General features: G+C 42.8%; 9 protein-coding genes. 6 read left to right on the forward strand and 3 right to left on the reverse strand.

Annotation, left to right across the window (positions count from 1 at the left end; genetic code table 11):
- Nucleotides 1-19: 19 nt before the first annotated feature.
- From porQ to IPJ86_14255, 3 genes are read right to left on the reverse strand one after another with little or no spacing between them, the layout of a single operon-like run.
- Entirely contained in the window at nt 20-1,066 is a 1,047-nt protein-coding gene (porQ, locus tag IPJ86_14245; GenBank protein ID MBK7888386.1) for a type IX secretion system protein PorQ, read from the reverse strand.
- 43 nt (nt 1,067-1,109) lie between these two features.
- Nucleotides 1,110-2,381: a serine hydroxymethyltransferase gene (locus IPJ86_14250; GenBank protein ID MBK7888387.1), complete on the reverse strand. Its 1,272-nt coding sequence runs from the start codon at nt 2,379-2,381 to the stop codon at nt 1,110-1,112.
- A 29-nt stretch (nt 2,382-2,410) separates the two neighbouring features.
- A complete protein-coding gene (locus tag IPJ86_14255; protein MBK7888388.1) occupies nt 2,411-3,406 on the reverse strand; it encodes an NTP transferase domain-containing protein in 996 nt (331 codons plus the stop codon).
- 123 nt (nt 3,407-3,529) lie between these two features.
- Between IPJ86_14255 and IPJ86_14260 the strand changes: the two genes are divergently transcribed.
- The 6 genes from IPJ86_14260 to IPJ86_14285 all read left to right on the forward strand — a co-directional run bounded on the left by IPJ86_14260 (nt 3,530) and on the right by IPJ86_14285 (nt 16,228).
- Nucleotides 3,530-4,120: a YdcF family protein gene (locus tag IPJ86_14260; protein MBK7888389.1), complete on the forward strand. Its 591-nt coding sequence runs from the start codon at nt 3,530-3,532 to the stop codon at nt 4,118-4,120.
- Between the two features lie 13 nt (nt 4,121-4,133).
- Nucleotides 4,134-5,090: a nitronate monooxygenase gene (locus IPJ86_14265; protein MBK7888390.1), complete on the forward strand. Its 957-nt coding sequence runs from the start codon at nt 4,134-4,136 to the stop codon at nt 5,088-5,090.
- 3 nt (nt 5,091-5,093) lie between these two features.
- Nucleotides 5,094-6,329, forward strand: a complete 1,236-nt coding sequence (locus tag IPJ86_14270; GenBank protein MBK7888391.1) for an insulinase family protein — start codon at nt 5,094-5,096, stop codon at nt 6,327-6,329.
- 1 nt (nt 6,330) lies between these two features.
- Nucleotides 6,331-7,599 (forward strand): insulinase family protein, encoded by a 1,269-nt coding sequence (locus IPJ86_14275; GenBank protein ID MBK7888392.1) that lies wholly within the window; start codon nt 6,331-6,333, stop codon nt 7,597-7,599.
- A gap of 86 nt (nt 7,600-7,685) precedes the next feature.
- Nucleotides 7,686-8,936: a hypothetical protein gene (locus IPJ86_14280; GenBank protein MBK7888393.1), complete on the forward strand. Its 1,251-nt coding sequence runs from the start codon at nt 7,686-7,688 to the stop codon at nt 8,934-8,936.
- Nucleotides 8,903-16,228 (forward strand): gliding motility-associated C-terminal domain-containing protein, encoded by a 7,326-nt coding sequence (locus IPJ86_14285; GenBank protein MBK7888394.1) that lies wholly within the window; start codon nt 8,903-8,905, stop codon nt 16,226-16,228. Before IPJ86_14280 ends, IPJ86_14285 begins: the two co-directional genes overlap by 34 nt.
- Nucleotides 16,229-16,261 lie beyond the last annotated feature (33 nt).

Below are 16,261 nucleotides of genomic sequence, written 5' to 3' on the forward strand. Positions count from 1 at the left end.
CAGCAGCAAATCAACGCCCCTACTTCTTCGCTGCGAAATTTTTGATATTGGTGGTAATCGTAAAATGATTGCTACCGGCAGCAGGATTAAAAACACTATAAGCATAGGAAAACTGAAACCGATTCACACGGAATCCCAGTCCAAAACTCATTCCGCTCATCCCTTTTTTCTCCGGAAATCCCAATTCATTTCTTCTTAAAAAATTATAACCAACGCGCAAATTAAAATTCTTAGAGAAAAGAATTTCTGCATTTAAGATCAGGTGACGCACCAGTTTATCTCTGAACGTAATTTTCTCTGCACGACTCTCTCCAGTAAGCGGGTCGATACCGGTTTGAGAAGGGTCGGTATAGGTCAGGTCAAATTTTTGCAATTGTTGACCGATCAATGAAAAACGGAAAGGGGCTTTAGGAAGTTGTTTGGCAATTCCTGCCTGAATTTCAAAGGGAAGATCTTCCTGCTCATTGCCCTCATACGTTTTGAGTTGCCGGCCTATATTTTTAACAACGAGGGACGCGCTCAGAAATTTTTCTTCATTGAACCAGTTCAAGCCAACATCGGCGGCAATGCCGTTAGAACTATTTTCTCCGAAGGAGGATAAAATATATTTCAAATTCGTTCCCAGCATCAATGAACTGTCGAGCGATTTACTCCAGGATAAATTAAAAGCATATTCACCGGCATTAAAGGTTCCCATTTTTTCAGAGGTGGCACTTGTCTCATCAAAAGTACCATAGCCAACGTAGTGTAAATTGAAGGCGAAGTTTCCGGTTTTATTAAAACTCTTTGCCAGCATCACATTGCCGTATCTGATTCCCGCAATATATCCCACATAACTCAATGAAACCTGCTGATCCATTTCTGAAGAAAGCAAGGCGGGATTCTGAGAAACAAGTGTGATGTCGTCGCTATGTGTGGCGATGGCATTTCCACCGAGAGCGGCAATTCGGGCCGGTGCAACCAGATTAAGAAACTCGAACGTGTTATTTCCACCGGATTGCGCAAGTGACTCCCCCGCAAAAGCCAGACTGGCTACAAGGAGTAGAATTCGTACCGGTTTATTCATACAAGTTTTCAAAACGCCATTTTATGGATTCTATTGCATCAACCTAATAAAGTGGGAATTTTTCCATGAAGCCATTTACCTGCTCCTTCATTTTCATCACTACTTTTTCATCCGTATGATGGGTCAGTACTTTATCAATCATGGCCACAATTTTCTTCATGTGCACTTCCTTCATCCCTCTGGAAGTCACGGCTGCTGTTCCCAGTCGCATTCCGGATGTTACAAAGGGACTTTTATCATCAAAGGGAACCATGTTTTTATTAATGGTCATATCGGCTCTGACCAATACATTCTCCGCTTCTTTACCTGAAATATTTTTATTTCTAAGATCGATCAGCATGAGATGGTTATCGGTTCCTCCGGAAATAATCTTATAATCTCTCTCCACAAAAGCCTCTGCCATGGCATGGGCATTTTTCACTACCTGCACGGTATACTTAAGGAAATCGTCACTCAGCGCTTCACCGAAGGCCACTGCTTTTGCTGCAATGACATGTTCAAGAGGTCCACCCTGCGTTCCGGGAAAAACGGCACCATCTAAAATCGAAGACATCATACGCACTTCTCCCTTTGGCGTTTTTATTCCCATGGGATTCGGAAAATCTTTTCCCAAAAGGATCATTCCCCCTCTGGGGCCACGCAATGTTTTATGCGTCGTTGTTGTGATAATATGACAATGTGGAAGCGGGTCATTCAGAATTCCTTTGGCAATTAAGCCGGCAGGATGTGCGATATCCCCCAATAAAAGGGCACCAATACTATCAGCGATACTTCTAAGGCGCTTATAATCCCAGTCGCGCGAATAGGCAGAAGCGCCGCATATCATCAGCTTCGGTCTCTCTTTCTTTGCCGTTTTTTCTACTTTATCATAATCAATGGTTCCGGTTTCTTTCTCCACCCCGTAAAAACAGGGATTGTACAATTTCCCGCTGAAATTCACCGGAGAACCATGAGTCAGGTGACCGCCGTGAGAAAGGTCGAAGCCCATAATCTTATCACCGGGATTCAACACGCCCAACATCACTGCTGCATTCGCCTGAGCTCCGGAATGCGGTTGAACATTCGCCCATGCCGCACCGAAAAGATCCTTCGCGCGATCTATGGCCAGTTGCTCAATCTGATCAACGATTTCACAGCCGCCATAATATCTCTTTCCCGGCAAGCCTTCTGCATATTTATTCGTAAGGCAGGAACCCATGGCCTGCATCACCTGCTTTGAAACAAAATTTTCAGAGGCGATCAATTCGATTCCATGACGCTGACGCTTTAATTCCTGATTGATCAACTTAAAGATCACTGTATCTTTTTCCAACATATATTTTTTTAAACCAACTATTAAATAATTTAACTAAAATCTATCTCTGTACTATCTCCAATATTCAGACTTTGACTGAGCCCCTTTAAAAAGGCATCGCTTCCCACAATACTCTGATGAAGAATAGCGGTTTCCAGATGTGCATAAGCCCCAATAATTGAATTTGTAATGATGGAGTGACGAATAATCGTATGCTCTCCGATTGAAACATTGGGACCGATAATAGAATCACTGATATCACATTGCTCTGCGATGGAAACAGGATGAATAATGATGGTATTATGGTAATTAAACTTCTTCTGTAAGGCATGTGCTTCACGATTCAACAACACTGCATTTGTCTCCAACAGGTTGGATTTACTGCCACAGTCGAACCAGCTTCCCACTTTAAATGTCCCGACTTTTTCACCATCACTGATCATCTTTTGAATACCATAGGTAAGATGGAATTCCCCGTGCTGACGGATATTATTCTTGATAATATGATCAAGCGCTTCCATCAGTTTCCCGGCTTTATTGAAGCGATAAATACCCACCAGGGCCTGATTGGATTTAGGTATGACCGGTTTTTCATCCAGTCGGGTAATAAATCCCTCTTTATCAATTTCCACAACTCCAAACTGTCTGGGATCATCCACTTTCTGGACACCCAAAGCAGAGTGCGGCATTTTCACCAGTTCCCCCAAATCAAAATCAATAATCGTATCTCCCAAAACAATCAGCAAATCTTCATCAGGAGATACCAATTCTCTGGCGAGCCAGACGGCATGACCGGTACCTTCACGCGGTTCCTGCACCACAAAAGAGGCTTTCAACTTAGGATACTTTGATTTAATATAATCCTCAATTTTATCACCCAGATAACCGATGATAAAAATAAACTCATTAAACCCTCCAGAAATTAAATAATCAACGATATGGGATAAAATAGGTTTTCCGGCAACAGGAACCAGCGCTTTTGGCTGCGTATGCGTATGCGGCCGAAGCTTAGAACCTATTCCGGCAACCGGTATAATAATTTTCATGCTGGGCCAAAGTTAATTCATTTCAACAAATTACCTGCAGAAAGGTGCTGCGAATGACTGTGGTGAAAAAACCAAGCCCGTATCTGCTTATTCTCTCCCTGATATCATGTACATTCGCCACGCATGAAATTTCTGATAAGGACCGGAAGCATAACCCTCTTCATCGCCGGTATCATTCTCTTCAATTATTACCACATGAAGCAGTTCGGAGAAAAGCGAATGGTGAGCCGATCCAAATTTGAAGAAATAAATCATGTACTTGTACCGGGAGCCGGGCGGGGTTATCTGGAAGGCTTACCCAACCTGAACTTTAAAGGACGCATCGATACCGCGGCAGCAATATGGCATCAATACAATCACAGCAAATTGATAATCAGCGGCTACGAAGATTATCACCTGATGCATGAGGTAAAGGAAATGATGGCAGCCTTACATGATCTTGGGGTGCCGGATACAGCATGTTATCCCGAAGACAAAAGTGAAGACACTTTTCAAACACTCGAAAACTACAAGAAAGTATATGGTACAACTCCGGTCATCGTTCTGTCACAAAAAGAACATCTGGAACGCACCTTATGGCTTGCCGACCGGTTAGGAATTGAGGCATGGGGATATGTGGTAAACGGATATCAGGAAAAAGAAATTGCGGGAATCCATCTCCGTGAATTCGGGGCACGTGTGAAAGCCCGGATAGATATTTTCCTGATGGATTAAAAGATATAACATGATGAACAATAGGATAACAAAATTATTTGATATAAAATATCCCATCATTCAGGCCGGTATGATCTGGTGCAGTGGTTGGCGGCTAGCCGGTGCTGTTAGTAATGCAGGTGGTCTGGGATTGATTGGAGCAGGATCCATGTATCCGGATGTATTGCGGGAGCATATTCGCAAATGCAAGCAAGCCACCACCCGACCATTTGGTGTCAACCTGCCCTTGCTTTATCCCGACATTCAGGAACACATTAAAATTATCATCGAAGAGGGTGTTAAAATTGTATTTACTTCTGCAGGAAATCCGGCCACCTGGACTTCCCTCTTAAAAGAAAATGGAATCACCGTGGTGCACGTCATTGCCAACACTAAATTTGCATTAAAGGCAGCTGCCGCAGGTGTCGACGCTATTGTTGCGGAAGGATTTGAAGCCGGTGGACATAATGGAAGAGAAGAGACCACCACCATGTGTTTAATACCGCTTATTCGCGAAACAGTGGAACTACCCTTGATTGCGGCCGGAGGCATTGGTAACGGAAAAGGAATGCTCGCGGCCATGGCTTTAGGAGCAGAAGCCGTTCAAATCGGTTCACGGTTTGTAGCTACACCGGAATCATCGGCGCATGATAACTTCAAAAAAGTTGTTATCAACACAAAAGAAGGAGAAACACAACTTACGTTAAAGCAACTCACGCCTGTTCGATTAATAAAAAATAAATTCTACCATGATGTAGAGGCTGCAGAAAAAAGATGTGCATCTCCGGAAGAAATGAAGGAGATTTTGGGAAGAGCGCGCGCAAAAAAGGGTATGTTTGAAGGCGACCTGGAAGAAGGAGAACTGGAGATTGGACAGATCTCTTCTTCGTTTAAAAGCATTCAACCGGCGGGAGAAGTGGTAGAGGAAATATGGAACGATTTCCTGAGAGAGAGAGAACGTATTTGCACTATGGATTTAACAACACAATAAACAATGATACCTTTCGAAAAATTTAAACTCGACAACGGATTAACAGTAATCGTGCACGAGGACTACACCACTCCACTTGTAGCGATGAATATTCTGTACAAAGTCGGAGCTCGTGATGAACAGCCTGACAAAACCGGATTCGCCCATTTGTTTGAGCATCTGATGTTCGGAGGTTCCGTTAATATTGAAGATTTTGACGAGCCCCTTCAAAAAGCCGGAGGAGAAAACAACGCTTTTACCAACAACGACATCACCAATTACTATCTCACCATCCCCGCACAAAATCTTGAAACCGGATTCTGGCTGGAAAGTGATCGCATGTTAAGTCTGGCTTTTACAGAGAAGAGTCTGGAAGTACAGCGTTCCGTGGTAGTGGAAGAATTCAAACAACGTTATTTGAATCAACCTTACGGTGATGTCTGGTTGCAGCTCCGTCCTCTTGCCTACAAAGTTCACCCGTATCAATGGGCGACTATAGGAAAAGAAATTTCACATATCGAAGAAGCAACATTAGAAGATGTAAAATCCTTTTTCAAAAAATGGTATGCACCGAATAATGCCATACTCAGCATTGCCGGAAACTGCGATTTAAAGAGCGCCAAAACACTGTGTGAAAAATGGTTCGCTCCTATTCCTGCGCAACATATACCGGAGCGGAAATTACCGGTAGAGCCGGAACAGAAAGAAAAAAGAATTCTCGAATTAAAGAGAGATGTACCCAATTCGAGAATTTACATGGCCTGGCATTGCTGTTCCAGATATGACAAGGAATTTTATGCTACTGATCTGTTATCTGATATACTTTCCAGAGGGAAATCTTCCAGGTTATATCAGCAGTTGGTAAAACAAAACAACTACTTTACGGATATCAACGCGTTCATGACGGGAGAACTTGATAATAGTTTATTGGTTATCGAAGGGAAACTCCTGAACAGTACCGACATGGATCAGGCAGAAAAAGTAATTCTGGAAGTAGTTGAAAGTGTGAAGCAAGGGATTGAAGATCGGGAGTTACAAAAAGTACAACACAAGGCGGAAGCCACCATTGAATTCAGTGAAATGGGCATTGAGAATAAGGCCTTGAATCTGGCATATTATGAATTAATCGGAGATGCTGAAGAATGCAACCGACAGGCAGAAAGGTACAATGCGGTCACTGCACAGGATATTATTGCAATAGCTAATAAAATTCTCACCCCAAACAATTGTTCTATTTTACGCTACCAATCTTCCCACTAAAATGATCAACAGAACACAGGAACCTCAAGTAAGCATTCCACAAAAAATTAACATTCAGCCCGCCCGTCAGCACTCTACAAAAAGTGGTATTCCCATTTATATTATTGAAGCCGGAACACAAGATGTCGTAAAAATCGAACTGGTATTTGCAGCCGGAAACATTGCAGCTGACATGCCATTGCTTGCCTTAGCCACTAATGATTTATTGGATGAAGGCACGACACAACATGATTCGGCCGCTTTAGCTGAAGCACTTGATTTTTTCGGAGCTTATCTTCAAACGGAAAACGGTCCGGACTGGTCGAGTGTGAGTTTATTCTCATTAAACAAATTCACCAATCAGACCCTGCCCTATTTACTTGAACTAATCACCTCGCCGCTCTTTCCCGAAAAAGAAATTGTGACGTACCGGCAGCAGGGAAAACAGCAGCTGGCTGTCAATCTCAACAAAGTAGATTTCATCGCCAGAAGAAATTTCTTCAATACCTTATTTGGAGGAAAACATCCCTATGGAAAATTAACAGAGGAGCAGCATTATGATCAGATCACTTCCGGAATTTTATCAAATTATCATCAGGAGAAATATCTGAAAGGATTGAAAGCCATTTTCCTTTCCGGGCGGCCTGGCACGGAAACCATCGATAACATTATTTCAGCAATAGATCAGACAGGGTTCAAATCAGGGTCATTGCCGGAGATAAATATTCCACTTCCTGACCCGGAAAAAAAATTCATCGAAAAGAAAGATGCCATGCAATCGGCGATACGAATTGGAAGAAGATTATTTAACCGGAGTCACCCGGATTATTTCAACTTTAGCGTAATGAGTACTATTCTTGGAGGGTATTTTGGATCGCGCCTGATGACCAATATCCGTGAAGACAAAGGGTATACCTATGGCATTGGAGCGGGGATTGTCAGCCATGCACAAAGCGGTTATTTTTATATTTCTACCGAGGTAGGGGCGGAAGTCAGGGAAGACGCGGTAAAAGAAATTTACAAGGAAATTGATCTCCTGAGAAATGAAGAAGTATCCACAGACGAACTAAATCTTGTTAAAAACTACCTGACCGGAGCCTTTCAACGGAGCATTGATGGCGCCTTTCAATTGGCAGACAGGCATAAAATGGTCTTACTTAATAATCTGAATAACAATTATTTGAATGAATATTTGGAAAAATTAAATGCCATCAATCCGTCCGCCATCAAACTTTGTGCAGCAAAATATTTACAAACCGTTGACCTAAGTGAAATAGTCGTTGGCCAATAGGCTATTGTGTATGTAAAAAAACTTTCATAAGTTTGGACCTCACGCGTTATCCAAAATCCATCCAAATGAAAAAAGTTTTATTCTTAATGCTTCTCCTATTAACGGGTTGGAGTGTTAAAACACATGCATCCCATCTAATGGGAGGTGAAATCACATGGGAATGTGTAAAGTCGGGACCCAACATCGGCCGGTTTATTTTCACTGTCAAGCTCTACCGGGATTGCAATGGAGTCAATGGACCAAACTCCATCAACCTCGAAACAAATGCACCGGGTTATGCAGGTGGAATCCTATGTAATTTAATTACACAAACTGATATTTCTCCTGTCGGTCCGGGTTGTCCTACCTGTGCAAATCCGATGGGGTTTGCCAATGCAGTAGAGGAGTTTGTGTACAAATCCGCTCCTATTTTTATTACAGGGGTACCTCCTGCAACCGGATGGTACTACAGCTACACGGATTGTTGCAGAAATGCCGCCATTACCAATCTGGCTGCAGGACAAGGTTGGTTCACCTTAAGGGCGATCATGTTCCCTTACAACGCTACAAACACGAATCCCTGTTATGATTCTTCCCCCCAATTTGCTGAAAAACCACAGTTAGGAACCTGTACCAGAAATCAAACTTCATATAATCATAATGCGATTGATATTGAGTTAGATTCATTGGTCTATGACTGGGGAATTCCTTTGGATGGAACAAATTTCCCACCCGGGACTAATTATCCTTACAACGGTGGATATTCTTTTAACAGTCCTCTCCCCGGTCCCGCACAAAACCCACTGAACGTTGCGGCAACGATGAACCAATTTACAGGAGTTGTAACTTTCACCTCCTATACTCCCGGAGCCTTTGTAACAGTAACCAAAGTTACCGCCTATAAATGCAACATCAAAGTCGCTGAAATTTATCGCGAAATCCAAATTGCACTTCTTAACAATTGTATAATCACACAGCCGCCTGCATCACCATCCATAGTTTATAATACACCTCCGGATGTACAGGATTTGTTGGGAAATCCATTAAACGTCATTATTGATACGGTTTACGCGGGAGATACAGTTGATATTACGTTAGTGGCATTTGACTTCGAAGCCTTGCCTGCTACTGCGGGTGGTGGGCCACAAAGTCTAAGTTTATCAGCCACCGGATCCCAATTCGGAACAAATTTTACCAACGCCAGTGCAGGTTGTCCATTTCCACCTTGTGCAACGTTGACTCCTCCACTTATTGATTCTGTTCCACCTATCACGAATCTCTTCTTCCCGCTTACCCTCCAAACGCGATTTTTCTGGATAACGGATTGCAATCACCTGCCAAAAAACTGGGGTGTGTAACGCTCTCCAGTACCTATAATTTTGTATTAAAAGTATACGACAACTTTTGTCCTTCACCTGCGGTAAATTTCAACACTTTAACCATTGTTGTAGTTGCCCCGCCACCCGTACAACCGGCACGAATGAAATGTGCGGATGTACTTGCCAATGGCAATGTTCAATTGACATTTATGCCTCCTATTGATACCGGAGAAGCAGATACAAATCAGTTCTTTAAGGCTTTTTATGTCTACCGGTCTACCACCGGAACAGGAGGTCCTTATACACTGCTTGACAGTCTGAAAGGCTTCAAAATAACAAACTATGATACAGTCATCACCTATTTTGATGCTACTGCCAATGGAAATGCAGGTCCTGTTTCTTACTATGTAACTATTAGGTCCGGATGTGACCTGGAGCCAAGAAGTGTGAGTGACACCATCAGCACCATGTTCTTACAGGTGAATCAGGTTGGCTTAGATGCTTCGCTGACCTGGACTCCATTGATGACTCCTTTGCCACCTTCCAGTACCCGTAAATATTATATATGGCGCGAACAACCACCTGCAGGTTCAGCAAACTGGGTGCTCATTGATTCTACTACTTCCACTACCTATTTAGATCCGGTGTTTGTTTGTGCGGATTCTATTAATTACAGAATACATGTTGTAGATACTTCCACAGCCAACTGTGTTTCCCGCTCAAATATTGACGGTGCATTGCTTCAAAGTGCTATACCTAATATTACGTCTCCATCGTTGCGTTCAACGGAAGTTCTCGCCAACGGTGATGTTGCTTTATGTTGGGTTGGAAGTCTTGATACTGCACAGTATTTCTCTCAATACAGTGTCTATCACTCTCTGGTCCGCAATGGTCCCTATGTAAAAATTGGGAACGTTAGTGTATACGCGACAAACGCATTTACCCATGTGGGTGCCAATGCTAATAATCAAATTAATTATTATTACCTGACGTTAACGGCAGGTTGTGATGCTACTAATCTTCAGGAATCGACAACAGCTCCCAGTGATACATTAGCCTCGATGCTACTTTCATTGAATAACGGTACAGTTGGATTTGCAGATTTAAACTGGAATCCGCTTCGAAGACCTTTACCGGCAACGAGTACCGGATCCTATATTATAAACAGAAGAATTCCACCCGGCGCATGGGCTGTAATCGGTAACACCATCGATACTGCCTATCGGGATACTATTGTATTATGTGATACCCTGATCCAGTACCGGGTTGATATTGGTGATGCATCTGCATGTTTATCAAAATCATCCGTTGATCAGGATCAGTTCACTTCCGGTGGGGACATTATTGACAATCCTTCCATTCGTTGTTTAGCTGTACAGGCTAATGGCGATGTACAGATTTCGTGGGTGGCCCCTGCTGACCCGAATAATTTCTTTGCAGCTGCCCAGATTTATCATGCCTCTTCACCTGCCGGACCTTATGTCCTGGTGGGTTCTGTGACCAATTATGCAACAACAACCTGGTTGCATGTGGGTGCTAATGCCAATGCAGGAGTACAATATTATTATATGAAATCGCTTTCCGGTTGCGATGGTATCAGTACCGATGGTTCAACCAGCGATACATTAGCATCCATGCTGCTCAGTGTAAGTAATGCCACCTTAGGTTTCGCTGATCTCACCTGGAATGCCATGCATACCCCTTCACTGGCATCAGCTATTGGTCCATACAGGGTCATGAGAAGGTCGACAGGAATCGGAGCCTATGTTCAAATTGGAACTACTGCTAATCTAACTTATAGAGATACGATAAACACCTGTAACGTTACATTTGAATACCGGATAGAGCTGGACGATAACGCGCCTTGTACATCCATCAGTTCAGCTGACAATGATATCTTCACCTATATCGGAAATATCATTGGAAATCCTACGTTGCGTTGCGTAAGTGTAAATGCCAACGGAACGATTTTATTAACCTGGGAAAATCCGGGACCGGTTTCTTTCGCAGATTTCAATGAATACGAAATCTGGAGAGATAACGGAACAGGATTCGCACTACTGGATTCCGTTTCTAACAATGCAACTAACACCTTTACGGATCTTACTGCGAATGGAAATGCGCAATCCTATTCCTATTATCTGGTAACCCAAAGCGGATGTACGGGACAACAGGATAATGGCACTAATGGAAATATTTTAAATTCTATCTTCTTAACTACCGCCGGAGTTATTGGACAAGCGAACTTAAGCTGGTTACCATTATCAGCTCCATTACCGGCTACAACGGTTAACGGACAATACAATGTTTATTCCACCTACAATGCCGCAGGAACCTTACAGTTAATCGGTGACACCGTTCAATTGGTCTATCCGGAGGCAATAAATGACTGTGATACATTAATCAGTCATCAGATAACCGTAGACGATAACTTTGGTTGTATTTCAAGATCAAACGTTGCTTCGAACACCTACACGTTCACCGGAAATATTGTTAATAATCCTGATTTACGATGTGTCAGTGTACTTCCCAACGGACAAATACAATTGGAATGGCTTACACCAACAGGTTCCAGTGATGAATTCAATGAGTTTGAAATTTTCCGGAATAGTGGTGCAGGATTCGTGTTGTATGACTCGGTCAGCAATTTCAATCAGGTAAGCTGGACAGATGCCTTTGCCAATGGTAACACACAATCCTACAGTTATTACATCCGCAGCCAAAGCGGTTGCAGTAGTCAGTTGGATAATGGTAGTACCAGTGCAACCTTAAACTCCATATACCTTACTTCTACTGGTGTTCTGGGACAAGCTACCATGAACTGGAATTCCCATCCTTTATTACCCACCTCTGCTGCGACAGGATATGATGTACAAACATCCTATCTCACCGGAAACAGTTTAACCTTATTGACTTCAACATTAGGTTTAACCGCCAACGAAATCATTAATGATTGTGATACCACGTTGTTGCATAGAATCGTTTTAGCTGACAACTCGGGTTGTACCAGCGAATCCAATGTGGATACCAACACGTTTACTTACTTAGGAAATGTGGTCGACAATCCCGATCTGCGTTGTGTGAGTGTACTTCCTAACGGACAGATTCAACTGGAATGGCTTACTCCACTTAGTTCGAGTGCCAACTTCAATGAATTTGAAATTTACAGAAATAGCGGAGCCGGATTCGTATTGTATGACTCTGTCAGCAATTTCAATCAGGTAAGCTGGACAGATGCTTTTGCCAATGGCAATGCGCAATCTTACAGCTACTACATGCGTACACAAAGCGGATGTACCGGCCAAGTGGACAATGGAACAACCAGTGCGACTTTAAATTCGATTTATGTTACAACGACAGGAATATTAGGACAGGCCACCATTAACTGGAATGCGCATCCTTTATTACCTACCTCTGCTGCGACAGGATATGATGTACAAACTTCCTATCTCACCGGAAACAGTTTAACCTTATTAACTTCCACACTTGGTTTAACCGCCAACGAAGTCATAAATGATTGTGATACCACGTTGTTGCATAGAATTGTTTTAGCTGACAACTCCGGTTGTACGAGCGAATCCAATGTGGATACCAACACGTTTACCTATATAGGTAATGTGGTTGACAACCCTGATCTGCGTTGTGTGAGTGTACTTCCTAACGGACAGATTCAACTGGAATGGCTTACTCCGATTAGTTCGAGTGCCAACTTCAATGAATTTGAAATTTACAGAAATAGCGGAGCCGGATTCGTATTGTATGACTCTGTCAGCAATTTCAATCAGGTGAGCTGGACAGATGCCTTTGCCAATGGTAATGCGCAATCATACAGCTACTACATGCGTACACAAAGCGGATGTACAGGCCAAGTGGACAATGGAACAACCAGTGCTACACTAAATTCAATTTATGTCACAACGACAGGAATATTAGGACAAGCGACCATCAACTGGAATGCACATCCTTTATTACCGACTTCTGCTGCGACCGGATATGATGTACAAACTTCCTATCTCACCGGAAACAGTTTAACCTTACTAACTTCCACTCTTGGTTTAACTGCCAACGAAGTCATCAATGATTGCGATACCACGTTGTTGCATAGAATTGTTTTAGCTGACAACTCCGGTTGTACGAGCGAATCAAATATTGACACCAACACCTTTACTTACTTAGGAAATGTGGTTGACAATCCTGACCTGCGATGTGTAAGTGTACTTCCAAACGGACAGATTCAGTTGGAATGGTTAACACCACTCGGTTCCAGTGTTAACTTCAATGAATTTGAAATTTACAGAAATAGCGGAGCCGGATTCGTGTTGTATGATTCTGTGAGCAACTTCAATCAGTTGAGTTGGACGGATGCCTTTGCCAATGGTAATGCGCAATCCTACAGCTACTATATGCGTTCACAAAGCGGATGTACCGGACAAGTGGATAATGGAGCAACCAGTGCTACACTAAATTCAATTTATGTCACAACAACAGGAGTATTAGGACAAGCGACCATCAACTGGAATGCGCATCCTTTATTACCGACTTCCGCTGCAACGGGATATGATGTACAAACATCTTATCTCACCGGCAACAGTTTAACCTTATTAACTTCAACATTAGGTTTAACCGCCAACGAAGTCATCAATAATTGTGACACCACTTTATTACATAGAGTTGTACTTGTCGACAATTCCGGTTGTACCAGCGAGTCGAATGTAGATACGAATAACTTCACCTACATCGGAAATGTTATTGATCATCCTGAATTGAGATGTGCCAGTGTACTGCCCAACGGACAAGTTCAATTGACCTGGGTAAATCCAACTCCCGGCACATGGGATGATTTCAACCAGTACAACCTTTATAGAAATACCGGTGCGGGCTTTGTTCTCATTGACTCCATCGAAACGAACAGCACTACCGCTTATCTTGATGCGGGAGCCAATGGGAATGCAGGTTCAGTCAGTTACTATTTGCAGACGAAATCCGGTTGTACCGGACAGACGGATCCATCCGCGATAGGTGGTGCGCAAAACGGAAACACGATCAGCACCATCTTCCTTGTAGTGAGTGGAGGAAATACAACCACAGCCACACTCAATTGGAATCCGGTAACAAATCCGCTATTGCCTACCTCTACCAATACTTATATTATTGAGAAAGAGAATCCGGGTGGTTCAGGAAGTTGGTCGGTTGTGGCGAATGTAAACACTACGAGTTGGCAGGAAAATCTTGTACTTTGTATTGATTCTATCAATTACAGAGTGAGCATAGGAGATAATCAGGGATGTACTTCCTTGTCGAATGTGGATGGTGAGATCTTTGTTGATCACACGATCCCTGCCCCACCTTCTCCACGTTGTGCTTCGGTTCAAACCAATGGAAATGTAATTCTCACCTGGGTAGCTCCGGTGGATACAGGCATGCGCTTTGGTAATTACACCATTTACAAATCTTCGTCTATAAATGGACCTTATGTGCCTGTAACAACCATTACCAACTATAACACACTAACATATACGGATGCAGGTGCTAATGCACAAGCTGCATCGATATTCTACTTTATGACCACTCAAACTGATTGCGGACAGGAAATTTCTCCGGGATCAGATACATTACAAACGATCAAAGTAGATGTGTTCAACAACAATGGTGTTGCTGTTATTACATGGAATCCTTTGCATAATCCTGAATTGGCAACAGCGACTCAAAACTATGCCGTTTATAAGGAATATCCATTGGGAACATGGAGTGTTATCGGCTCGACTACAGCACCGGTGTATCAGTGGTTTGACACCATCAATGTATGTGAAGCCATTATTAATTATCGTGTAGAGACCGGTGATCTGGTGGGATGTACCAGTAATTCCTCCACCGATGGAGACTTATTCCGAGACATTACCCGTCCAACTGTTTCTCTATTAGATACAGTGAGTCTGGATCCATTGAATCCTTCACAGGTAAGTGTTAGCTGGTTGCCTAGTCCTTCCGGCGATGTAGTGGGATATATCATCTATCAGTTCAATGGGGCATCCTGGGATTCTATAGGAAGTGTAGTAGGCATTAATGCTTCTTACTTCCTGCACAACAATCCGGCTGCTGAATTCGCATCACAGCGTTACAGTATTGCTGCCTATGACAGTTGCAGAAATATCAGCAATATCGGGACCAGCCACAATACCTTATTCATAACTGCCAAACTTGATATTTGCAGAAGTGCTATTGATCTTCGCTGGAATCCTTACATCAATATGGTGAACAGTGTAGCCCAGTATAATATTTATGTCAGCGAAAATGGAGCACCTTTCAGTTTCCTTGCTTCTGTTCCCGGATCAAATATTACCTATAGCCATACGACATTGAACAATGGGTCTGAATACTGTTATTTTGTTCAGGCACAAGGAAACACGGTAACAAGAACGGCTTCATCCAATAAAGCTTGTGAAATCGCCAATCTCCTCACCTTACCTACGTTCAGCTATCTGAAAAAAGCAACTGTAGTTGATGTAAGACGTGTTGTAGTGGAATGTTTAGTAGACACAGCAGATAATCCTGATGTATCAAAATACAAACTTCAAAGGGCCTTTGAGAAAAACGGACCGTTTATCACTGTGGGCGCTATTAGTTATACCGGTGATCCGATCATCACCTTCAATGACTTCTCTGCAAGAACAGATCAATATAGTTATTACTACAGAGTCATCACCATTGATTCATGCGGAAATGATGTCCTGATCAGTAATGTAGGACGTACGATTCTGTTATCCGGCAAACCGGAATTCAACCTGATCAACGAGTTGGTTTGGAATTTTTATGAAGAATGGCTGGGAGATGTCAGCAAGTATTCTCTCTTCCGTAGTGTAGATGGTATCTGGAGTCCAACGCCTATTGTTACAGTGAATAATGGTATCCTTGAATACAATGATGATGTGACAGAATTGTACAAGTATCCCAATTACAATGGTAGATTCTGCTATAGGATTGAAGCCTATGAAGGTGCAGGAAACACCTATGGCTTTACAGACACCAGCAGTTCTAATATCTTCTGTTTGGTACAAGAGCCCCATTTATTTATACCGAGTGCATTCACACCCGGAGGAAAAAACCCTATCTTTAAACCGGAATTCATCTACATAGATGCGAAGAATTACTTCTTTGCTGTATTTAACAGATGGGGACAAAAAGTTTATGAAACCCGTATACCCGGTGAAGGCTGGAATGGGTTATACAATGATAAAATCGCTCCTGAAGGTACCTACGTGTACACTGTTCGAATTTTTGGAACCAATGGTCAGGAGATTGAGAAGAGCGGATCCGTGACTCTGTTGCGGTAAATTCCGGTCAACGCGTGGTGAGGCCGCTCAGGG

The organism is Bacteroidota bacterium, from assembly GCA_016713925.1.
Classification (GTDB): Bacteria; Bacteroidota; Bacteroidia; order AKYH767-A; family OLB10; genus JAJTFW01.

Coding starts and splice junctions, on each gene's coding strand:
- IPJ86_14250 (MBK7888387.1), bottom strand. CDS start 2,381: ATGTTGGAAAAAGATACAGTGATCTTTAAGTTGATCAATCAGGAATTA.
- IPJ86_14275 (MBK7888392.1), top strand. CDS start 6,331: ATGATCAACAGAACACAGGAACCTCAAGTAAGCATTCCACAAAAAATT.
- IPJ86_14280 (MBK7888393.1), top strand. CDS start 7,686: ATGCTTCTCCTATTAACGGGTTGGAGTGTTAAAACACATGCATCCCAT.
- IPJ86_14260 (MBK7888389.1), top strand. CDS start 3,530: ATGAAATTTCTGATAAGGACCGGAAGCATAACCCTCTTCATCGCCGGT.
- IPJ86_14270 (MBK7888391.1), top strand. CDS start 5,094: ATGATACCTTTCGAAAAATTTAAACTCGACAACGGATTAACAGTAATC.
- porQ (MBK7888386.1), bottom strand. CDS start 1,066: ATGAATAAACCGGTACGAATTCTACTCCTTGTAGCCAGTCTGGCTTTT.
- IPJ86_14265 (MBK7888390.1), top strand. CDS start 4,134: ATGAACAATAGGATAACAAAATTATTTGATATAAAATATCCCATCATT.
- IPJ86_14255 (MBK7888388.1), bottom strand. CDS start 3,406: ATGAAAATTATTATACCGGTTGCCGGAATAGGTTCTAAGCTTCGGCCG.